The organism is Brevibacillus reuszeri (assembly GCF_001187725.1).
Classification (GTDB): domain Bacteria; phylum Bacillota; class Bacilli; order Brevibacillales; family Brevibacillaceae; genus Brevibacillus; species Brevibacillus reuszeri.
In genome coordinates this window covers 171,140-190,188 of record NZ_LGIQ01000011.1, presented here as the reverse complement: position 1 = coordinate 190,188, position 19,049 = coordinate 171,140, and the positions used below count along the sequence as shown (strand labels likewise).

Annotated in this window: 22 protein-coding genes, 1 pseudogene and 1 riboswitch; of the genes and pseudogenes, 16 read left to right on the top strand and 7 right to left on the bottom strand. The window is 44.9% G+C overall.

Annotation, left to right across the window (positions count from 1 at the left end; translation table 11 throughout):
• Nucleotides 1-2: 2 nt before the first annotated feature.
• Nucleotides 3-530 (top strand): hypothetical protein, encoded by a 528-nt coding sequence (locus ADS79_RS25665; protein ID WP_049741307.1) that lies wholly within the window; start codon nt 3-5, stop codon nt 528-530.
• 203 nt (nt 531-733) lie between these two features.
• On the opposite strand, the gene ADS79_RS25660 is transcribed toward ADS79_RS25665, so the two are convergent.
• A complete protein-coding gene (locus ADS79_RS25660; protein ID WP_161807316.1) occupies nt 734-1,093 on the bottom strand; it encodes a SpoIIAA family protein in 360 nt (119 codons plus the stop codon).
• 191 nt (nt 1,094-1,284) lie between these two features.
• Here ADS79_RS25660 and ADS79_RS25655 point away from each other — a divergent pair, with 191 nt between their 5' ends.
• Both ADS79_RS25655 and ADS79_RS25650 read left to right on the top strand, forming a co-directional pair.
• Nucleotides 1,285-2,121, top strand: a complete 837-nt coding sequence (locus ADS79_RS25655; RefSeq protein ID WP_049741305.1) for an MBL fold metallo-hydrolase — start codon at nt 1,285-1,287, stop codon at nt 2,119-2,121.
• Between the two features lie 244 nt (nt 2,122-2,365).
• Nucleotides 2,366-2,923: a GNAT family N-acetyltransferase gene (locus ADS79_RS25650; RefSeq protein WP_049741304.1), complete on the top strand. Its 558-nt coding sequence runs from the start codon at nt 2,366-2,368 to the stop codon at nt 2,921-2,923.
• A 149-nt stretch (nt 2,924-3,072) separates the two neighbouring features.
• Here the strand turns inward: ADS79_RS25650 and ADS79_RS35070 are convergent, their stop codons facing one another.
• A complete protein-coding gene (locus ADS79_RS35070; protein ID WP_141261039.1) occupies nt 3,073-3,315 on the bottom strand; it encodes an MFS transporter in 243 nt (80 codons plus the stop codon).
• Nucleotides 3,316-3,642: an MFS transporter gene (locus ADS79_RS25645; RefSeq protein ID WP_049741303.1), complete on the bottom strand. Its 327-nt coding sequence runs from the start codon at nt 3,640-3,642 to the stop codon at nt 3,316-3,318.
• 109 nt (nt 3,643-3,751) lie between these two features.
• On the opposite strand from ADS79_RS25645, the gene ADS79_RS25640 reads away from it, so the two are divergent.
• The 5 genes and pseudogenes from ADS79_RS25640 to ADS79_RS34620 all read left to right on the top strand — a co-directional run bounded on the left by ADS79_RS25640 (nt 3,752) and on the right by ADS79_RS34620 (nt 7,942).
• A complete protein-coding gene (locus ADS79_RS25640) occupies nt 3,752-4,264 on the top strand; it encodes a MarR family winged helix-turn-helix transcriptional regulator (RefSeq protein ID WP_049741302.1) in 513 nt (170 codons plus the stop codon).
• A gap of 94 nt (nt 4,265-4,358) precedes the next feature.
• Nucleotides 4,359-5,543: an HlyD family secretion protein gene (locus ADS79_RS25635; RefSeq protein WP_049741301.1), complete on the top strand. Its 1,185-nt coding sequence runs from the start codon at nt 4,359-4,361 to the stop codon at nt 5,541-5,543.
• Nucleotides 5,524-6,690: an ABC transporter permease gene (locus ADS79_RS25630; protein ID WP_084766075.1), complete on the top strand. Its 1,167-nt coding sequence runs from the start codon at nt 5,524-5,526 to the stop codon at nt 6,688-6,690. The genes ADS79_RS25635 and ADS79_RS25630 overlap by 20 nt, the downstream gene beginning before the upstream one ends.
• 69 nt (nt 6,691-6,759) lie before the next feature.
• Entirely contained in the window at nt 6,760-7,248 is a 489-nt protein-coding gene (locus ADS79_RS25625) for a GrpB family protein (protein WP_049741300.1), read from the top strand.
• A 175-nt stretch (nt 7,249-7,423) separates the two neighbouring features.
• Nucleotides 7,424-7,942: pseudogene (locus tag ADS79_RS34620) on the top strand (putative iron-sulfur cluster-binding metallochaperone).
• A gap of 139 nt (nt 7,943-8,081) precedes the next feature.
• Here the strand turns inward: ADS79_RS34620 and ADS79_RS25620 are convergent.
• On the bottom strand, nt 8,082-8,747 hold the full coding sequence (locus ADS79_RS25620) for a DUF899 domain-containing protein (protein WP_049741299.1): 666 nt from the start codon (nt 8,745-8,747) through the stop codon (nt 8,082-8,084).
• 127 nt (nt 8,748-8,874) lie between these two features.
• Between ADS79_RS25620 and ADS79_RS25615 the strand changes: the two genes are divergently transcribed.
• The 5 genes from ADS79_RS25615 to ADS79_RS25595 all read left to right on the top strand — a co-directional run bounded on the left by ADS79_RS25615 (nt 8,875) and on the right by ADS79_RS25595 (nt 13,755).
• Entirely contained in the window at nt 8,875-9,336 is a 462-nt protein-coding gene (locus tag ADS79_RS25615; RefSeq protein WP_049741298.1) for a winged helix-turn-helix transcriptional regulator, read from the top strand.
• Between the two features lie 157 nt (nt 9,337-9,493).
• Entirely contained in the window at nt 9,494-10,294 is an 801-nt protein-coding gene (locus tag ADS79_RS25610) for an NHL repeat-containing protein (protein ID WP_049741297.1), read from the top strand.
• Between the two features lie 640 nt (nt 10,295-10,934).
• Nucleotides 10,935-12,434 (top strand): Ig-like domain-containing protein, encoded by a 1,500-nt coding sequence (locus ADS79_RS25605; protein ID WP_049741296.1) that lies wholly within the window; start codon nt 10,935-10,937, stop codon nt 12,432-12,434.
• Nucleotides 12,435-12,636: 202 nt separating this feature from the next.
• On the top strand, nt 12,637-13,215 hold the full coding sequence (locus ADS79_RS25600) for a DUF3238 domain-containing protein (protein ID WP_049741295.1): 579 nt from the start codon (nt 12,637-12,639) through the stop codon (nt 13,213-13,215).
• Between the two features lie 141 nt (nt 13,216-13,356).
• Nucleotides 13,357-13,755 (top strand): hypothetical protein, encoded by a 399-nt coding sequence (locus ADS79_RS25595; RefSeq protein ID WP_049741294.1) that lies wholly within the window; start codon nt 13,357-13,359, stop codon nt 13,753-13,755.
• Between the two features lie 221 nt (nt 13,756-13,976).
• On the opposite strand, the gene ADS79_RS25590 is transcribed toward ADS79_RS25595, so the two are convergent.
• Nucleotides 13,977-14,201, bottom strand: coding sequence for a hypothetical protein (locus ADS79_RS25590; RefSeq protein WP_049741293.1), 225 nt, complete (start codon nt 14,199-14,201; stop codon nt 13,977-13,979).
• A complete protein-coding gene (locus tag ADS79_RS25585) occupies nt 14,201-14,521 on the bottom strand; it encodes a YbjQ family protein (protein WP_049741292.1) in 321 nt (106 codons plus the stop codon). The genes ADS79_RS25590 and ADS79_RS25585 overlap by 1 nt, the downstream gene beginning before the upstream one ends.
• Before the next feature lie 344 nt (nt 14,522-14,865).
• On the opposite strand from ADS79_RS25585, the gene ADS79_RS25580 reads away from it, so the two are divergent.
• From ADS79_RS25580 to ADS79_RS25570, 3 genes are all read left to right on the top strand, one after another.
• Nucleotides 14,866-15,693 (top strand): MerR family transcriptional regulator, encoded by an 828-nt coding sequence (locus tag ADS79_RS25580; protein WP_049741291.1) that lies wholly within the window; start codon nt 14,866-14,868, stop codon nt 15,691-15,693.
• Nucleotides 15,690-16,907 carry an MFS transporter gene (locus ADS79_RS25575; protein ID WP_049741290.1) on the top strand — a complete coding sequence of 406 codons (1,218 nt, stop codon included), beginning with the start codon at nt 15,690-15,692 and terminating at the stop codon, nt 16,905-16,907. Before ADS79_RS25580 ends, ADS79_RS25575 begins: the two co-directional genes overlap by 4 nt.
• 335 nt (nt 16,908-17,242) lie before the next feature.
• Nucleotides 17,243-18,040 carry a fumarylacetoacetate hydrolase family protein gene (locus tag ADS79_RS25570; protein WP_049741289.1) on the top strand — a complete coding sequence of 266 codons (798 nt, stop codon included), beginning with the start codon at nt 17,243-17,245 and terminating at the stop codon, nt 18,038-18,040.
• Nucleotides 18,041-18,288: 248 nt separating this feature from the next.
• Here ADS79_RS25570 and ADS79_RS25565 read toward each other — a convergent pair whose 3' ends face one another.
• Nucleotides 18,289-18,876: a CAP domain-containing protein gene (locus tag ADS79_RS25565; RefSeq protein ID WP_049741288.1), complete on the bottom strand. Its 588-nt coding sequence runs from the start codon at nt 18,874-18,876 to the stop codon at nt 18,289-18,291.
• A 7-nt stretch (nt 18,877-18,883) separates the two neighbouring features.
• Nucleotides 18,884-19,041, bottom strand: a riboswitch (cyclic di-AMP (ydaO/yuaA leader).
• Nucleotides 19,042-19,049: the final 8 nt, after the last annotated feature.

Sequence of the window (19,049 nt, the reverse complement as noted above, 5' to 3'; positions counted from 1 at the left end):
GGATGAGAATGCCGAGCGACAGCGAGCTGACGTTTCTATTCGAAGGAGACGAGCGACAGCTTCAACAATTTATTGAGAATCATCGTGAAACATTAGAGCGCCATCGATTTATGCTGGAGGACGAGCTTGCGATTGAGAAGCAAATTGCGATTGTGTTCGCTTACGTATACAGCGTCATCGTAGATTGGGGAGAGTTCGACGACGAAATCGTCCGATTGTTCGGTGAATGGCTTCCAGATGAATCGGTCGAGGTGACGACTACGGATAAAGGATTAGACGTTACCTACAATGGACAACTGCATTCGATTGCGCTCACGTTTTCCGGAAAAGATCGCTATATCACGATTCGCGGGTTCCAGGAATTGATCAGAGACAAATACGAAATTCGTTTGTTTGAAGCCTCGTATCTTTCCGATACCCACGAATTTTTGCTATTACCGAAACGGCAGTGGGAGGAGCTGGATGCCCGGTATCCGGCGAAGAATAGAGAGATGTTCCGCGTCATCGATGGCGAGCTGGACTTTCCGTAACCTCAGGACATGATACGAAGGTGTGACAGGACTTCATTACGACGGGTACGATAGCGCCATTTTAACCATCACAAGGCTGCCGCTAGATCGGGCAGCCTTGTTAAGCTATTCTATGTTGCACTAATCTTTGGAAGGGTGAATCCTGCAAGGCATACTCCCAGTATGTTGGTTCGCTTTACCTTCTTTTTTTCTTGTAAGATTCATTATTTTTCTGATAACCAGGACCATGCTTCATCTTGCTGAGCTGGGTCAAAGTGCTTGACATCAGCTTTGATAAAATGCTTTTCGATATCAACGATATGCGTTAACCACTTACGATCACTTACAAACGCAATTCGATCACAATAACGATAGAATTTTTTAATAAAATCAAGTTTAGCTAAAAATACATCCATAGAAAATCCAGAATAATTGCCTAAAGTAAGCAGCACTTTTATTTTTCCATGTCGATCAACTAAATTTTGAAAAGCACCTTCAATTTCTTGATAATCTTTCCTTGTTACCTTTTCACTAATCTCTACTGCTATAACATCGTCGTTACGGCTTTCAATTAACCTTAGCATGTAGACCATTCCCTTTCTTTATCGTTCCTCTTATTATAGTGTAAATGAAAATAATAATATTCAAAAAAATAATGAGCAAAAAAAGCAGGTGCATCAGAATCCGTTAGCATGGCAAAAACTTCGGTATAATACAATTGCTTGGTTTTGTGGAGGGACATTAGGTCTTACGACATAAAGAGGAGGATATCTCAATGAAATTAACTGTGCTGGTTGATAATAACACTTACATCGACCGCTACTTTGTTGGTGAGCCAGCTGTTTCTTATTTAATTGAAGATGAAGATAAGAGGATACTTTTCGACGTAGGATACTCAGATGCGTTCATTCGCAATTCAGAAAAGATGAGAATTGATTTGAGAAAACTTGATTATGTCGCGCTGTCACATGGACATAACGATCATACCTGGGGATTGGATCCGCTCATTCGAATGTTTTCTGAAGCGAAGCTTGAACAATTAGAATTCAGACTTCCAACCATTATTGCTCATCCCGATATATTCTACAGCAAACTCTTGAATGGTGAAGAAATAGGGAGTTTGCTAACTGCTGAAAAAATCACTAGGCATTTTAAATTAGAATACACCAAAAAGCCGATGTGGCTGACGGAGAAGTTGGTCTTCCTGGGTGAAATTGAAAGGACTATGCCTTTTGAAGCGGATAACGCTATTGGACAAATTGCAAGAGATGGCGAAATCTCAGAGGACTACCTGCTCGATGATTCTGCACTGGTTTATAAAGCTGAAAACGGACTTGTCATCATAGTTGCATGTTCACACTCAGGAATCTGCAATACGATTGAGTATGCCAAAAAAGTTTGTGGAGACGATAGGATTCTCGATGTAATCGGAGGATTTCATCTGCTAAACCCTGGAGAATATCAAATGAACAAAACCGTGGAATATTTTCAGACTGTCAAACCGAAATATTTACATGCTTGTCATTGTACAGATTTAAAATCGAAAATTGCATTATCAGATGTGGCGAATGTATTGGAGGTTGGAGTGGGTTTAACTCTTGAATTTAGATGAGACTCTTTAAGTTAACGGATTCGTTAGTTGAACTTTGCTGCGATTTACGAAAATCGATCCCCATGTAGAGAAAGGGAGAGCTCGCTTTTTATGCAACGAATTGCTTAGTGTACGTTTTCCGCTTTTTGGCGGAGAAACCCCAATAGTAAAGAAATTATCTTAGGTGGTCTCAAGGAGGAATACATGAATGATGATGTTGTCAAACATGGACAAACAGAATTAAACAAAGAAGGGGGATTACACCATGTCGGATGAGATCATAGTGCACCCCGTCGCCTGGCCACCTGCCCCGATCAAGACCGAGCGGCTCGTGCTTCGCCCGTCCGAGGCCCGGGACCGTGCGGCGCTGATCGACCTGTTCGCCTCACCAGAGGTGGGCACCTACGTCGGTGGCTCCCGACCGCGTGACGAGCTCGAGCGCGTGCTGCCCGAGGTGCCCGGTCAGCGCTTTGGCTTCTTCGTGGTCGAGCTCAACGGAACAACGATTGGCATGATCACGCTGGATCGGCGCGACCCGGAGCGTAAGGGTCACATCCATCCAGAGGGCGGGGAGCCCGAGCTCGGCTACATGTTCCTGCCACAGGCGTGGGGACGCGGGTACGCCACCGAGGCGTGCGCAGCGGCGCTCGACTGGTTCGCCGACGCGCATCCCGGCGAGCCGGTGGTGCTCTCCACCCAGACCGCCAACGAGGCCTCGATGCGCGTCGCGGCGAAGCTGGGGTTCACCGAGGTGGAGCGGTTCGAGGCCTACGGCGCCAAGCAGTGGCTCGGCGTGTGGTACCCGGCCTCGCCGTCCGATTGAGCTTATGCACGACAGTGCTACGGCTCGCCGAGGCAGTTCCCGTACACGACAAATGTGGGTGCTGTGTGTTGCACGTAAGGAAGTAATGGTGTTCGGAGCCAAATTTACCTGAAAATGTAATAGTTTTATAGTAAAAAGCTCAAGCCAGATTATGCTTGAGCTTTACTTTGTCTGTTTACGTTCGTACCTTCCAAAATTCTGCTCCAGATGTTGAGGATTAGTCCAATTAGCGTAACCAAAGCAGCTATCCATGGTAGAGAATGAAGTCCCCAATCGTTGTCGATTGCAATCCCGCCAAGCCAAGCGCCCATTGCGCCTCCAAGGCTAAAAGCGCCAATATTGAGTGCAGATGCCAGGTTGGGTGCTGCATTTGCTTTTTTCAGTACACTCATCTAGAAGCCGGGCAATTCAAGGTTAGGTAGTTTTGGAACAAAAAAAACTATTGCCAGTAGTGAGAAAACACCCAGGCATGAAACGATCAAAAAAGTGAAGTGCCACCCATAACCTTGACCGATAAAGGTCCCAAGCGGAACACCTAAAATATTGGCCAAAGTTACACCTATGAACATCATCGCAATCGCACTAGCCTGTTTGTCTGGACTTACCAATTTTGCAGCGACCACAGAACCGACTCCAAACAAAGTACCATGTGTGAAGGCTGAAAGAATACGGGCGATCATTAACGGAATGGAACGAAGCGTTTTTCTGAATTTACTCATCTGATTCCAGGCCTTCCCGCAATAAATGAACAGAGGGATTGACTTCTAGTTGTTTGGTGCCATATTATATGGTCAGAAACTAAAATAGGAGGCAGGTGAATCTTCGTCAATGCTTATTTTTGGTGATCTGTCTTCAGACATCCTTTTAAAAGAAATGCAGCATGAACTAACAGAAGATGATATTTCTGGGGTAGAAACATGGCTGTACCTCTTAAAAACCTTTAACGACATGTACAATTCCATGGGGAAGTACCTTGCCAAATACAATTTTTCGCAGGCCAAGCTCAATCTGTTGATGCTGTTGTACACCAATCAGCATCTTCGAGAAGAAGAACTGACGCCATCCGAATTGGCAGAGCGGGCGAACGTGACGAGAGGGACCATTACCGGTCTTTTGGATGGCCTGGAGCGAGAAGGCTACGTCCAGAGGCGCAATCATCCGCATGATCGCAGGAAAATCACGATCTATCTTACGGAGACTGGCAGGAACCTGCTGTTTTCTATTTTGCCGGAGCAGCTGGTACGGATAACTACAGTATTGGCAGACACTACAGAAGAAGAGAGAAAAACATTGATTGGGCTACTCGGAAAAATCCAGACAGGGATAACTCGGTTAGAGTAATCCTTTTTTTTGCAGAAGTAGTTTGGTGGTCAACTTTATACCGCCAAATCATTTTTTGACGACAATAGACGAGTATTCGCTTGGAGGGTTTTGCATGAAAAGAAATCTGGTTTTAGCTGGCGTTTTAGTCATTTGCCTGATCGGAGGCGGACTTTTGCTGAATACGAACGGAACAGATGCGGTTAGTGTGGCAGCCACGCAAAAAGAGAGTATTTTGACGGCAGAGCAGGTGAATGTTTCTTTTCAACAAGTAGGAGGACGTGTCACACAAGTAGAGGTGCAGGAAGAACAGCGAGTGAAAAAAGGAGACGTACTCATGCGCCTCGATTCAACCGATCTGGATTTGCAAATCGCCAAAGCCCAGAAGGATTTGGAACAGATGGACGTCAAAATCAAGCAAATCCAGGATTCTGTGCGAAATGGCGGGCAAAAAGTATCGACTCAGGAGCTTCAAGCGAAATTGGGGGTCGAGTCTGCAGTAACCAGCCAGCAGCAGATAAACAAAGGGGCGCGGGATGAGGATTTACGCCGCCAAGAAATTGTTGTAACAGATGCGCGCAAATCATTAGAAAATGCACAGCTAACATTTGATCGGACGAAAAAGCTGTTTGACGAGGGAGCGGTGGCAAAAGCAAGTCTGGACAGTGCAGAGACAGCCCTATCCACATTTCAGAATGCATTGGCCCAGCAAGAAGAGGTGTTGAAAAAACTCAAGGCAGGGGCTACTGCCGAAGAAAGACAGCAAGCCAGCATTGCTGCGGAAAAGGCGAAAACCGTGCTCTCGCAAGTGGAGCAGGCTCGCGATGATTTGATGAATAACGCGATGAATGCAGATATTTTGCAAAAGCAAAAAGAAGCGGCTGATATTCAGTTGAAAACGCTCCAGACACAGCGGGAGCGATTGACATTGAAAGCACCGCAAGACGGCAAAGTGATCAAGGTAGTGCCGAAAGTCGGAGAGAATGTAGCAATAGGGGGTACGGTGGTTCTGCTGGAAACGGACAACCTTTTCTACGACATCTATGTTTCCGAGACACAAGTGCCGAGTTTCAAGGTCGGAGCGCAGGTGACAGGACATGTCCTAGCCCTGAACCAGGACCTTACAGGAGATGTGCGATTCATTACGGCTGCACCGCAATTTGCCAATCTGCGAATGAGCAGGGAGAAAGGACAGGCGGACCTGAGCTCTTTCCAGGTGCGGGTCTACGTAAAAAGAGCGGACGATCTGCTGCCGGGCATGACAGTGGAGGTGAAAGCGGATGAAATCGCTGCGCGATGAATTCTCACATATATGGAAAGGAAAATTTATCACACTTGCCATCATTGTTCCGCTCATCGTCGCGGCCGTGTTCGGTTATATTTTCAGCAACAACCAGATTACGGAGGGAAAACTGGCTGTCATCGATCAGGACAATAGCTTGTACAGCAGGCAGCTGATCGATCGACTGGATGCTTCCCAGTACGTGAATGTAGCGGCGGTTTTTCTGCATGCGGTGAAACCGGATGAGCTGCTCTACAATGAAGATTTTATGGGAGTTTTGTACATACCACAGGGATTGGAGCAAAACCGCTACAAGGGCGTTCAAAGCAATATCGGCCTGTTCGTTGACAACGCGAATGCAGCTGCGGTCGGTACGTTGCGGACGGGAGTTGCCGAGGTCATCTCGACAGAAAATATCGGTTCTTCAATGGGGCGTTTAAAAGCAATCGGAATGAACGATGACCAAATAAATGCAACCATCGCGGGCATTTCCCTGCAGCAGCGACTTCTGTTTAATCCTACGATGGATCCGATCAACTCCAATGTCATTGGGTATGTCATGCTGATTTGCCTTGGGATCTACACCTTTTCGTGCCTTCAAATTATTCCACGGCTTCGTGTGGAGGGGAGACTAGGCAGGGAGCTGGAAAATCCTGTCGCCTTGTTCAGCCGAGTGATCCCGTATGCCCTGGTCGGGACGATTGGCATCTTTTTCTCGCTGGGCGTACTGAAGGTGCTGGGCTCCTTTCGCTTTACCGGCAATCCATGGGAGTTTTTGCTGCCGCTATTCCTATACTCGGTTGTGGCGGGATTGCTACCCATGCTGATCAGCTGGAATGTAGCAACTCCGGCGAAGGCGGCCTTCCGGGTAACACTTTTTCTCTTGCCGTCGATGCTGCTTGGAGGAGTGCAGGCGCCTGTGGCCATGTTGCCTGTTGCCTTGCAGATCGTGGGCAAAGCTATCCCATTTACCTGGCTGTTCGCTTTTATTCGCGGGATGGGCTTGCGTGGAGGAGAGCTGTCCTATTTTCAAAAAGAAATCGGTGCGCTGCTGCTGTATGCAGGGATTTTGGCGTTGCTGCTGATCCTTTGCATGCTGCGCGAAAAACGAATCCTTGGGTATAAAAAGAAAATTACTACTGAACCAGTTCTGATTAATAACTGACTTATCCTTATACAAAGCAGCATTTTTTCTTCGCTTCGTAATAAAGACTCATGGAATGGAGGGCAGAAAATGAATGTTATGGATTCGGAATACTACAAGAAGTGGAAACCGATGTTTAGAGAAGAAGCGCAAAAAATAAGCAATATTTTTGCGGATGAGATGTTATCCATTCATCATATTGGCAGCACTTCGGTTTCTGGGTTATCTGGTCAATCCATCATGGATATCCTGCTAGTCGTAAAGGATATTGCAATCATCGACTTGTATAATGAACAAATGGCGGGGCTCGAATATGAATGCATGGGGGAATTCGGCATAAGAGGAAGAAGATATTACAGAAAAGGCAAAGATCTCCGAACCCATCGAGTACATGTATTTCAGGAGGGGAACCGGGAAAATATTGACCGCCATTTGGCTGTAAGAAACTATCTTCGTGCCCATTTTGAGAGAACAGGGCAGGATGAGAACAGAAAAGTGAGCAGGCTTGGCATGGCAGCGTATGCGAGCGCCAAACAAGCATTTTTAAAAGAACTGGAAATAGAAGAACGCTGCTTTTAGCGGTGTAAACGATCGAGTGTGGAGCCGAATCACCTGATATCCGAGCAACGAGCATTTCACATACAGGCTGAAAAGATGGCAACGGCAGGCAGAACATCAGCAATCTCAAATTACCAGACAAGCATCCAGATACGAAAACAGGGCAGTCTATTTTATCTTAAGGGGGTGAAATCAATTGGATTGTTGTGCACCATCTACTATCACGGAAGCATTAAAAACGGAGTGCCCTTCCTGTTGAGAAAAGGGCAAGAACGTTCAACTCATAACGCTTAAGTCCCTACTCAGAGCGTCGGCATTAGAAACGGTTGAACCAAAGAATTCTTACGTTTTTTGTTCTAATCCAGCTTGTCCAATCGTCTACTTCAGCGGGAACCATTCGCAAACATTTGAAGAGAACAACTTAAAGGTGCCAGTGTACCAAAAAAATCAGAGCATAGATGTTCCTGTATGCTACTGCTTTGATTGGACAAGAGAGCGGCTTTTTCAAACTGTTGGCACTGACCAAAAGCCTGCCGACGAAATCAAATCGCATGTTCAAGCAGGGAGATGCGGGTGTGAGGTAAACAACCCTCAAGGGGCTTGCTGCTTGGGCAATATGAATGCTTTTGTACGAGATATCAACCTTATAAATAACTGGGACAAGAGCTTGATATACACGAAAAACGGTAGCCTTCGTAAATGGCTGCCGTTTTAGCAACTATCGGACAGAATAGTGAAATATCGTGAAACTAAGTATGACAGGAGCAGGTACCATCGCGACCTGCTCTTTACCTTCTAGTGAATTATGTCGAAGTTATCGAAGTAATCGAAGTAATCTTACTAACAAATCTGGGTCATACTTCGTACTCGTCATGTAATCGCCACCAGATGTATGGAGGTGTTTGCGGCCAGCCTTCAGGTGAATCCTCCCAATCCTCCTGACGACCGTAAGGCGTCAGATCGAGGAAATTGAAATCGGCTCTGATCCTGTCTACACCGCGTGCCGTCGAATAATAGGTTCGGAACACACTATCGTCATCACGGAGGAAGATGCTCAAACCAAATCCCTTGCCTGCACCGCAATCGATATTGAAATTGTCGCCGTTTGAGGAAAACCAAGGGATTGTCCAACCCATGCGCTTTTGAAAAGGTTCGATCTGTGTAAAGGGTGCTGGCGAAACGAGGATGAGGGAAGTATCACGAGCATGCAGATGAGCTAGGTGACCAATGTTGTCAACAAAGGATGAGCAGCCGCGGCAGCGATGGTCGGAACCTGGAGCCATCATGAAATGATACACGATGAGTTGCCGACGTCCGTCGAAAAGATCAAGCAGGCTCGCTGTGCCGTTCGGTCCCTCGAACACGTAATCTTTTTCAATTCGTACCATCGGCAGCCTTCTGCGTTCCGCAGCAAGTGCGTCTAACGCGCGGGTGAGTTCCTTTTCTTTGACAAGCAGTTTTTGACGAGCAACTTGCCACTCTTCTTCTGAAACGATCTGAGGCAGTGAAGAAATGCTCATATAATCCATTCCTCCCAACATGCATTGGAAATTTTAAACATGCTCTGCAATGATCCCAGTATACGATTATTACTTTTATAATGCAAGTTAAATTGCTTTTGTTATGCAAGTATGATAAATTGACCTTATGAAACGTTCAGATTCTAAATCACACTGCCCGATTAATTTTTCTTTAGAGGCTTTTGGCGATAGCTGGTCTTTGCTGATTATCCGAGACATCGTATATTTCGGAAAGAACACCTACGGGGAGTTCATTGAGTCTGAAGAGAGAATTTCATCAAATATACTGGCCAGCCGCCTTGCTCATTTAGAGCTGAAAGGCATTCTCGTTAAAAAGCCCCACGCTACAGATAAGCGCAAAGAGGTTTATTTGCTTTCGGACAAAGGCTTGGATTTAATTCCACTATTGCTTGAGTTAGCAGATTGGGGCGCCCAGTACGACTCTGAGACTGATGCGCCACAGAATTGGATTTCCGCGGTGAAAGCCGATCGAGAATCGATGATAAGACTTATTCGCGATACCGTTCGAAACGGCGGTTCCATTTTCTCTGGTCCCAATAGTGTTGTCAGTAAATTAACTATCACTTAAAGGAAAGCGTTTGTGAAATGGACAAGAGCAGGTGCCCCGTCGGCCTGCTCTTGTCCATTTTGGAATGAATCAAAAAGAAATTACGATTACACGAACGGGTTCTAAAGCACATCTCATGGGTGTTATTAATAGGGTATAACAGAAGAGGATTAACACGGTGAGGAAAGGTGGAAAACGGATTTTAAAAAACAGATTAATAGGTGGTGAAATCTTGGTTTATCCCATTTGTAAGCGAATTGTAGTGTTACTAAGTATGATTTTATTTTTAGGAAGTATTTATTTTACGGGTATGGCAGAAGCAGAGGGAGCATCTAAAACTAGGGTTACCTTGTTGTGGGTGACCTTGGGAAGTAAGGGAACCGAGAACGGACAATACCAATATCCTGATAGCGTGGCCTTCACTGCTTCAGGTAATGTTTATGTAGCGGATTTCGTTAACCACAGCATTCACAAATTTCAGGCAGATGGGACATGGGTGACGTCATGGGGTGGTGAGCGAACGGAAACCGGACAATTCCAAAGTCCTTATTTCGTGGTTGTTGACACTTTTGGAAATATTTATATAGCGGATAAGGACAACAATCGAATTGAAATGTTTACCACTCCTAATTCACAGCCATTGCCGCCAAAAGAAGGTAACTTAATCAATCCGAACTTACTCAATCCGCAGCCATTACCACCAAAAGAAGGTAACTTAATCAATCCGAACTTACTCAATCCACAGCCATTGCCGCCAAAAGAAGGTAACTTAATCAATCCGAACTTACTCAATCCGCAGCCATTACCACCAAAAGAAGGTAACTTAATCAATCCGAACTTACTCAATCCACAGCCATTGCCACCAAAAGAAGGCAACAGTATCAATCCGAACTTACTCAATCCGCAGCCATTGCCGCCAAAAGAAGGTATCATAATCAATCCGAACTTACTCAATCCGCAGCCATTGCCGCCTAGGTAAGCCTGGTGTTGATTTTATAGAAGATCAAAAACTTGACGTTGCAATTTTCACTGAACAATAGTGTTAAATGACGAGGCAGAGGATTCTCTGCTTGCGACCTACACGTTCGAGAGGATTAATCATGTTCGCGACTTTGTTCAGTCCGTAAAATACGTTTTGAAAAGAAGCCTATTTATCCATTGAGATTAGGCTTCTTATTTTTTTGAAAGATAGGTGTTCCTTCGCACTGGAATGGGAAAGAGAGAGTTTTAGAGTCGGTCCGATAATTAATGGTGCCTCCGGGGGAGTTATGCGTTCTAAATAGGTATGTTAGACAACATGGAGGAATTTTATTTATGCAATGCTCCACGGATGAAATCCACTTTCATCCGAGCAGTATCCATAATCAAGCGGAATCATGAGAAGATTTGAGCCATTTTCTTAGGTCTTTCGTATTCGTCGAAACCCTGTTCGTATGCGTAATTCCCTCCAGTAGTCACTAAGTAGGAAATTGCAGGAAAAAGTTGAACGAGGACGCGCTTTCTGAATTATTGCCTAGGAATAAGGTTACTGTACAAGATTACCATGCTCATGCTCTTATATAAGTAGTAATTGGTTGGCAAAACATTTCCAATATTGCTAAGAATGGAGTGTGGAACAAATGAGAACAAGGGAAAAAAATCATTACAGTTGCTGGCGGTTCTTGATCCGGATGGTTCCCTACTCGTTGGCGGTATCGCTTTGTCTGATTGGACAAGCTTCTGCTGCCGATGATGAAATCCAACTGAAGTGGGAACATCGTTATATCAAAGAGGAGACACGGGAAATGGTCCAAAAGGTCGTTTCGACGAAAGATGGTGGCGGGCTGGTCTGGGCAAACGGGACGAACAGTGATTATCGTATACTCCCCCCTTTGCTGGTGAAAGCAGATGGAACGGGACGGGAAGAATGGTCAAAGCGTATGCCGGAAGAGTTCTTTATCGCTGACGTGGAGCAGGCGAAAGAAGGTGGATATCTAGTGATGGGAGCGCTGCGCTTGGAGCCGGACAAGCTGCAGCTGATCAAATTGAGTGAAACCGGAGATGAGGAGTGGACGAAAGCAATTGAAGTAGAGGGGGGAGCGATGATACCGGATAAATACGCCCTGCTTTACAGTGATTTCGCCGAAACATCCGACGGTGGTGTGGTCGCAGTAGGCCAGAAATACCTCGAAGAGAGCGGAAAGTACCTGTACAAAATCGTGAAGATCACAGCATCAGGTGAAATCGAATGGGATAAGCCGTTGAACAACTCGGCTCATCGGGTTTTTGTTACCAAAAGCGGGGAAATGTTTATCCAAGGCAGTGTGTTCTCCGGTGATGCTCATCTGTATGTGGCAAAGCTGTCCGAAGAAGCGGACAAGCTTTGGGAACATACCTATGAACAGAAGGGCTCGGTCAGAATCAACTCAGTCCTACCAGCAACCGATGGTGGCCTTCTCGTGACCGGCTACACCAACCGATTTTACTCTGATCCAAGTTTCGATGACATCGTTGCGTGGCATATCGATTCGGAGGGGAAAGTTGTTTGGCAGAAGCTTTACGATACCGAAGTGGGAAATGGAGAAGTGTCGGACGGAGAAAGAGGCATATCGTTGTCCGAGACAGCGGATGATGGCTATATGCTGATCGGAGTGATGGATTCGATAAACGCTAACCCTTCCAAATGGAATTTCAAGAAGTTGGATCGTTCTGGCGACCTTTTGTGGGAGAAAACGATCTCGTTCCCGCAAATACGCGTTGCGAATGCGGTTCCACAGGGAAATGACCAGTATTTGTTATTGGGGGAATATTGGGAAAAAGGAACAACCAGTGCGGACAAGCGAGACATCTATCTGATCAAATACGGCAAAGCAAAAACCATCGTCTCCCTTGAGCCGCAAATGGAAAAGCACAAACTGAAACTAGACAAAGGCGGTACAGAAGAACTAAAGGTTACGGCCGTTTATGATGACGATACCAAAGAAGCTCTGACGAACGGGATTCGATGGACCTCTTCCAACGAAGAAATAGCCGTGGTTGACGAGAATGGACAAGTTACAGCCAAACAGAAGGGAAAAGTGCAAATCATCGCAACCTACCAAGGAAAAAAAGCAGTATTCCCGGTCCAGGTGAAAGGGTAGATACTTAAATTGTGTCAATGGATAACGTGACCTCCTGTCAGAGAGATAGGAGGTTTTCTCGTTAACTTCGTCAAAAAATGAATCAGGGTTTCGACTAACTACCCTCACGAGCAGGATTGTTGCAAAAAGGAAAGTATTGATAAGCATCGAATACCATAAATATCTTTTAAAAATGTTTCAAGTCAGAATGGAGACCTATATTATGGAAAAATTAATTAAAATTAGAGGTAGTGTGTTCATCGGCGGTATGCTTTTTCTGCCACCAATTCAAGATTCTACAGGCATGATTTTAGAATATCAGGGGGATGCAAGGGAATTTACACCGTATGCGGTAAACACAGGGCGTTGCCGTGTGGAGCAGGAGGTCGTTATTGACTTTGTTAAGCGACGAATTCATTCTTTCTCCGATACGGGTGTGACTGTCCTCAAAATGACAGCCCCAGACGGCTCAGTCGAGTACAAACAAGGAAAAGCGTCTACAGACGGTATTCGAGTTGAAAATGAATGGTGGAACGGGGATACCGTATCATTAACAATGCGAGCGAGCGCAAGCAATCCGCTTCGGCCTGATGCACCAACTGTAGACTACTCTCTGCAGATTATTGCACATAAGGACGGTACCGTGCAGGTGAAGGGGAGTCATGATGGGTTTCCGTGTTACGAGTTCTATAAACAAGTGGATTTTGGGGATTTTCAACTCCTGTACGCCCATGATTTTCGAAAGACTGGTGATACGCCAGCGGCAATGGCTGGAGATATGGAGTATCATTTTGAAGCATGAGAATCAGAGAATTTCGTCCTCAAGTTGATCGTTTCATAAATGCAGGTCATTGAACTGACGGGATCGGATAGCCAAGCCTATGTATTACCAGCGCGTAAAGGAATACGAGATGGAGGCGAGGCTATGGTGAGGAGGAGTTTCATGGAAGCGGCTCAGCTAACGGGTACATATACGGTAGATAATTGCGGCAAAAAGGAATTTTACGGCACGTACTATTCATCCGAAGTATTGAATGAAGGAAAGGGCGGCAAACCTCCGAAATCCGCCAAAGGTCGATTAAAGGGCGAGTTGGTTTCTTCGTTGCAAGCAAGAGAGCTTGCCCAACAACAATTTAGCAGTACATTTCGGACATTGGACACGTATTACCATCCGTTTTGCGCTCTTTTCTATAACGAGCGGGAACGCAGGCTAGGCTGGTTTCGTTCCAACGGCATGATGGCCGATATTCTTATCGGAACGCAAACGGCGAAAGAAATCGAGGATTTTGGGGAAATGCATGGAAATATCAAATTCAAATATAGTGAGGTTTCGCGTCTCTAATATTCATCAAAGGGAGTTAAGGACGTTTCAATCGAGATCTTTTCATAAAAATATTAAGCGAACGAGTATCGATAGTTAACGGAGTCAGTCTATTTAGGGGACGCTATAAAAAGAACCCGATGCCGTCAGTATCGGGTTCTTTAAATCATTGCGAACAAAGGGTCAATTTTCTGTATCTAAATAGGAACCAAAAAACACCCTTTAAAAGGGTATTAAAAGCATTATATCTTTTGATAAAATCTATCCCCTGTTTCTGGGTTGTAATAAACCCTTGTTTTTTCATTTGTCACGGGGTCAATATTGATTTCATCCGTCGCATGGTAACCATCAGGAACTTTGGTGCCGTGGTTGCGATTAAATCGTTTGTCATAAATGAAATAACCAAGCAAAATGCATAAAAGAATGAATAAACCTTCCAGTGCATATAAGGCAATTACCCAGGTCATTACATTTTCTCCGTAACGACAGCCGTGCCGTAAGCCACGATTTCACTCATGTTCTTACCAATCTCTCCAGAGTCGTACCTCAACATTACAATGGCGTTTGCGCCCATTTGATTTGCATTTTTAATCATACGGTCCATTGCTTCTTTTCGCGAGTCTTCAAGCATGGCTGTGTATTGTTTAATCTCCCCGCCAACCAGGGATTTCAAACCAGCAGCTATGTCACCACCAAGCCCTCTGCTCCTAACAATAAGACCAAACACGGGTCCTTTTACTTCGACAACTTTATAACCTTGAATATTTTCAGTTGTTACCACTAGCATAGGATTCTCCACCCCTTCTCGAATATAAATTTTGGTTATTATCTCCTATCAAAAGAATTCCATACTGTAGACTAGGAAATTATAGATTTAAGTCTAGATTCGAATCATTTTGTTAACATGCAGGATAGAAAAAAAATTCACTAGTGGTCATTGGCAATCGACGTTCTCTTTTCAAACAGTGGGATCAACGCAAATACACGCCATCATGTGGCGTGTTCTATTATGTACGGTGACTGATCTGTTTGCACAGGATGCCTGTTCCTACGAGAAATAATGTTCTTGACTTTACACTCAACTGGAGAGTGTAGAATCTAAATGACAAAATCAGTTGGAAGGTGAAAACATTGTTTAAAATCAGCGAATTCTCCAAGTTGAGCCGTATTCCGATGCAAACTCTACGTTACTACGATCAAATCGGACTCTTAAAACCGGCCAAGACCGACGAATCGAGCGGTTATCGGTACTACTCTGCGGAACAACTGCTGAAGATCAATCGAATTGTGATTTTTAAGGAATTGGGATTCACGTTGCAGCAAATCTCGCAACTATTTCAAGAAGATATATCAGCTGAACAGATTCGCGGTATGTTGAAGCTCAAAGAGAGTGAGATCGAGCGCCATCTAAATAGCGAACTCTTCAAGCTTTCCCGCATAAAAGAACGAATGCAGCTTGTGGAATGTGAGGGAAAGATGGATAAGGAACAAGAAATCGTTGTGAAGCGTGTTGAATTCATGCACATGGTTACTTACGCTTCCACGGGCACGGTTGACGATATCCCAAATCTTTTCGATATCTTCGATGGTCTGCTTGATAGCCGAATCCGATCTGTCTTATCTGGCCCGCGAACGGTGTTATGGAACGTATCCGACAGCTCGGCCCATGAGTTTGAGCTTGAGGTCGGTTATGTCGTGAAATCGGAAGCCCTCGGGCTGCCCGAGCATCTTCATTTCCGTTCCCTGCCCTCGGTGACGATGGCCACGATGTTATTCCGTTCGGATTCGGTATATTCAGAGACGGCATGCTTAAACCTTGCTGAATGGATTGAGCAGCAAGGTTTTCTTATACGGAGCGACTACTCGAGTAGAGAATTCTATGTACCCCTGCCTGGAAATCCGGGAGTTCATCTCATCGAAATCCAAATTCCAATTGAAGATAATGAGGAACAATTATGAACAATAAATGGGTCGTTTACTCGCTTGCTCTGGCAGTGTTTCTAATGGGGACGATTGAATATATCATAAGCGGAATTCTTCACATAACAGCAGCAGATCTTGGGATTACGACATCCGCAGCGGGGACGCTTGTCACAGCGTTCGCCCTTGCCGCAGCAATTGGCTCCCCTATCGTGATCGCTACAACCATCAGAGTGGACCGAAGAAAAATACTGCTTATGATGCTCAGTATTTTTATTTTAAGCAGCATCCTGGTCTATTTTAGTCCTTCATTTGAGATGATGTTAATGACTCGAATAATCCAGGGGCTCAGTGGAGGGGCTGCTACGGTGATTGCAATGGCTGTCGCAACTCGTTTGGTTGAAGAGCGTAATCGAGGTCGTGCAATCGGCACTATCCTGATAGGGTTAAGCAGTTCGCTTGTTCTAGGTGTACCTATCGGCACGTTATTAAGCGAAACGCTTGGGTGGAGAACCTTATTCGTCATCGTTGGGCTGCTGACGCTAATTCCGCTGCTTGCGGTTTTCCTCAAAGTTCCTTCCATTATTGAGCAGAGAGCGATTACGCTCGGAATGCAGCTTTCGATTTTGAAGGATAAAAAAATGGTGCTTTCGGTTCTCATTACGCTTTTCTATATAGGAGGATACTCTGCACTGTTTACGTATATATCACCCTTCTTGCAATCGAATACCGAACTGTCTGCGGCCGCCCTTTCCGGCATTTTGCTGCTTTCAGGGATTTGCAGTTTTGCCGGCTCTAAAATCGGAGGCGTCGCAGCTGATGCGAAAGGGCCCAAGTTCACAATCTATGCCGGACTATCACTCCAAGCTGGAACGCTACTGTTGCTAACCTGGTCAGACGGCTTGATCTATGCTGTCACCCCGTTGATCATGATGTGGATGGTCGCCACATGGATGACCTCCCCGGCACATCAGTTATATGTGGTTACCTTGGTGCCCCACTCGCCGGATATTGCTTTAAGTATCAATACTTCGTTTATCCAATTCGGCTTCGCCATTGGCTCGGGAATTGGGGGATTGATAATCACCAGTACCTCTATAGACAATCTAGGGTTGGCCGGATTTGCATTGGCCTTGCTAGCGCTTCTACTGGCAGCCTGGTTGTTTACATACGATAAAAAAACCGGACACGCAGCACGAAACAAGGACAATGAAAACCAAAGCGCCTATGCAGATTCAGAATCCTTTCGATAATTCTCTCCCTATGTGTTAAATATCCCTATCCAGGAATGCGGCGGTATTGGAGGCATACAAGCTAGATGATAAAAGTCAAGCTAGGAATTGGGTTAAAAATGACAGTACAGCGAAATGTTGATTAATAATCTCAATACAATTAATTATAATAAACAGTTTTACTATTGATTGATGTTGATAATAAGATAGTACCTAGAACATTTCGCAGCCTTATTTATTGCTCATAATGAAGAGGAGTTAACCATAGAGCAACTTGGCTTAATTGATGAAACACATGTACCAATACATGCTGTTGAGGAAACGGATTATTTAATCGTTAGATGGAGGGCATAGAAATGCTAGTAATACAAAAAACGCAAACGATAGTTCGCTATCAGAATGATGACGATAAAATTTACTATGGAATTGTTGAGGGTGACGAAATTTTACAGTTGTCCAGTAATTTTTCTGAAATTGTTAATAACGAACTGAATTATGATGGTGTAAGAATCAAATATGGTGATGTGAAAATTTTAGAGCCTGTTGTACCCTCAAAAGTGGTTAACTTCGGCTGGACATACGCTGGACATGCAAAAGAAACAGGGGGACAGGCCAATCTCAGCGAACCGTTTTTGTTCTTAAAACCAACTTCTTCATTGATTCCAGATGGTGGGGATATCATTCTTCCTTCAAGTGAATTAACCCAACAGGTGGAAATGGAGGGGGAAGTAGCCATTGTTATTGGGAAACGGGGTAAAAATATAAAAGAAGAAGACGCATTGGATCACGTTTTTGGTTGTACGATATTTAATGATGTGACTGCTAGAGATCTTACAAAAACTGATCCCCAGTTCACACGCGGTAAAGGTTTTGATACTTTTGGGCCACTGGGTCCGTGGATTGTGACCGGTATAGATCCATCGAATTTACGAATAGTGACAACTTTAAACGGCAAAGTTGTACAAGATGGAAACACGAATCAGATGTCACTTTCCATTCCTTTTCTTATTAGCTGGATTTCGCAGGTTATGACGCTGGAGCCAGGTGATGTTTTGGCTACTGGTTCACCGTCTGGCAGTTGTCCAATGAAATCAGGAGATATTGTGACCGTGGAAGTAAAGAGTATCGGAAAACTAACCAATTATGTGAAATAATTGATAAAGAACAATTGCTTTGATTTGTAGGCTATGGGTAAGCAAGGTTTTGCTTACCTTTTTCTATTGTGTTGTAAATAAGAAAAGGGAACAAATAAAAGTTACATATGGAAAAGCCAGTCTAACACTCTATTATCGTGTGTTGACTGGCTTTTTTTACGGAAGGACTGAATAGTGAACCACGTTCATTCTGGAAAAAAAGAAAGCCGGGCCCCCGCTAGAGGACCCGGCATTTATATCCAATTTCATTATCCGATGAATTCTTGTACCCAGTATCCATTCACAAAGCCTACACCGATTTTGGCGAAGGATGGATTCATGATGTTTTGACGGTGTCCTTCACTGTTCATCCATTGGTTCATGACTTCCTCAGCGGTGCGTTGACCCATGGCGATGTTCTCACCCGCGGTCATAGAAGATACTCCGAATTGTTTCATCATGTCAGATGGAGAGCCATACGTAGGGCTTGTATGGTCAAAGTAGTTGTTGCTCGACATGTCAGCCGCTTTTGCTTGTGCAACTTTGTTCAGGGAAGCATCCAGTTCCACTGGCTTCAGACCTGCTTTTGCACGCTCTTGGTTTACCAAATCAGTTACTTGCTTCCCAACCGCGGAAGCATCCACCTGTTGGTTAGCTTGTTTTACTGGCTGTTGAACGGGCTGCTGTTGATTCGCTGGTGCTGCATAAGGTGCTTGCATTTGCGGTTGGACAGGCTGCATATATGGTTGATACCCGCATTGCGGATAGGTGGTAGCGGCAGAAGCTGTGTTAGAAAAGCCGGAAAGAACAAATCCCAATCCCAATGTCGCGATTGCAATAGTACCAAGGCGTTTCATATTCACATCGTCTCCTTTTTTTGGCCTACGAGGTTAGTTGACGGATTCGGATTGAGGAAACAACCCTACGCACTTTGGCGATTCACCCCATGCAGATCTCTCATCTGCAAGTAAATAAGATCCCCCGCACTTCCATTCGAGAGGAAGTTTCGGCTGTTTTGTTTGGCATGACC

Bases quoted from the DNA above. Each gene is read 5' to 3' on its own strand.
- ADS79_RS25665 (WP_049741307.1), top strand. From the start codon at position 3: ATGAGAATGCCGAGCGACAGCGAGCTGACGTTTCTATTCGAAGGAGAC.
- ADS79_RS25660 (WP_161807316.1), bottom strand. From the start codon at position 1,093: ATGCTAAGGTTAATTGAAAGCCGTAACGACGATGTTATAGCAGTAGAG.
- ADS79_RS25655 (WP_049741305.1), top strand. From the start codon at position 1,285: ATGAAATTAACTGTGCTGGTTGATAATAACACTTACATCGACCGCTAC.
- ADS79_RS25650 (WP_049741304.1), top strand. From the start codon at position 2,366: ATGTCGGATGAGATCATAGTGCACCCCGTCGCCTGGCCACCTGCCCCG.
- ADS79_RS35070 (WP_141261039.1), bottom strand. From the start codon at position 3,315: ATGAGTGTACTGAAAAAAGCAAATGCAGCACCCAACCTGGCATCTGCA.
- ADS79_RS25645 (WP_049741303.1), bottom strand. From the start codon at position 3,642: ATGAGTAAATTCAGAAAAACGCTTCGTTCCATTCCGTTAATGATCGCC.
- ADS79_RS25640 (WP_049741302.1), top strand. From the start codon at position 3,752: ATGCTTATTTTTGGTGATCTGTCTTCAGACATCCTTTTAAAAGAAATG.
- ADS79_RS25635 (WP_049741301.1), top strand. From the start codon at position 4,359: ATGAAAAGAAATCTGGTTTTAGCTGGCGTTTTAGTCATTTGCCTGATC.
- ADS79_RS25630 (WP_084766075.1), top strand. From the start codon at position 5,524: ATGAAATCGCTGCGCGATGAATTCTCACATATATGGAAAGGAAAATTT.
- ADS79_RS25625 (WP_049741300.1), top strand. From the start codon at position 6,760: ATGAATGTTATGGATTCGGAATACTACAAGAAGTGGAAACCGATGTTT.
- ADS79_RS25620 (WP_049741299.1), bottom strand. From the start codon at position 8,747: ATGAGCATTTCTTCACTGCCTCAGATCGTTTCAGAAGAAGAGTGGCAA.
- ADS79_RS25615 (WP_049741298.1), top strand. From the start codon at position 8,875: ATGAAACGTTCAGATTCTAAATCACACTGCCCGATTAATTTTTCTTTA.
- ADS79_RS25605 (WP_049741296.1), top strand. From the start codon at position 10,935: ATGAGAACAAGGGAAAAAAATCATTACAGTTGCTGGCGGTTCTTGATC.
- ADS79_RS25600 (WP_049741295.1), top strand. From the start codon at position 12,637: ATGGAAAAATTAATTAAAATTAGAGGTAGTGTGTTCATCGGCGGTATG.
- ADS79_RS25595 (WP_049741294.1), top strand. From the start codon at position 13,357: ATGGAAGCGGCTCAGCTAACGGGTACATATACGGTAGATAATTGCGGC.
- ADS79_RS25590 (WP_049741293.1), bottom strand. From the start codon at position 14,201: ATGACCTGGGTAATTGCCTTATATGCACTGGAAGGTTTATTCATTCTT.
- ADS79_RS25585 (WP_049741292.1), bottom strand. From the start codon at position 14,521: ATGCTAGTGGTAACAACTGAAAATATTCAAGGTTATAAAGTTGTCGAA.
- ADS79_RS25575 (WP_049741290.1), top strand. From the start codon at position 15,690: ATGAACAATAAATGGGTCGTTTACTCGCTTGCTCTGGCAGTGTTTCTA.
- ADS79_RS25570 (WP_049741289.1), top strand. From the start codon at position 17,243: ATGCTAGTAATACAAAAAACGCAAACGATAGTTCGCTATCAGAATGAT.
- ADS79_RS25565 (WP_049741288.1), bottom strand. From the start codon at position 18,876: ATGAAACGCCTTGGTACTATTGCAATCGCGACATTGGGATTGGGATTT.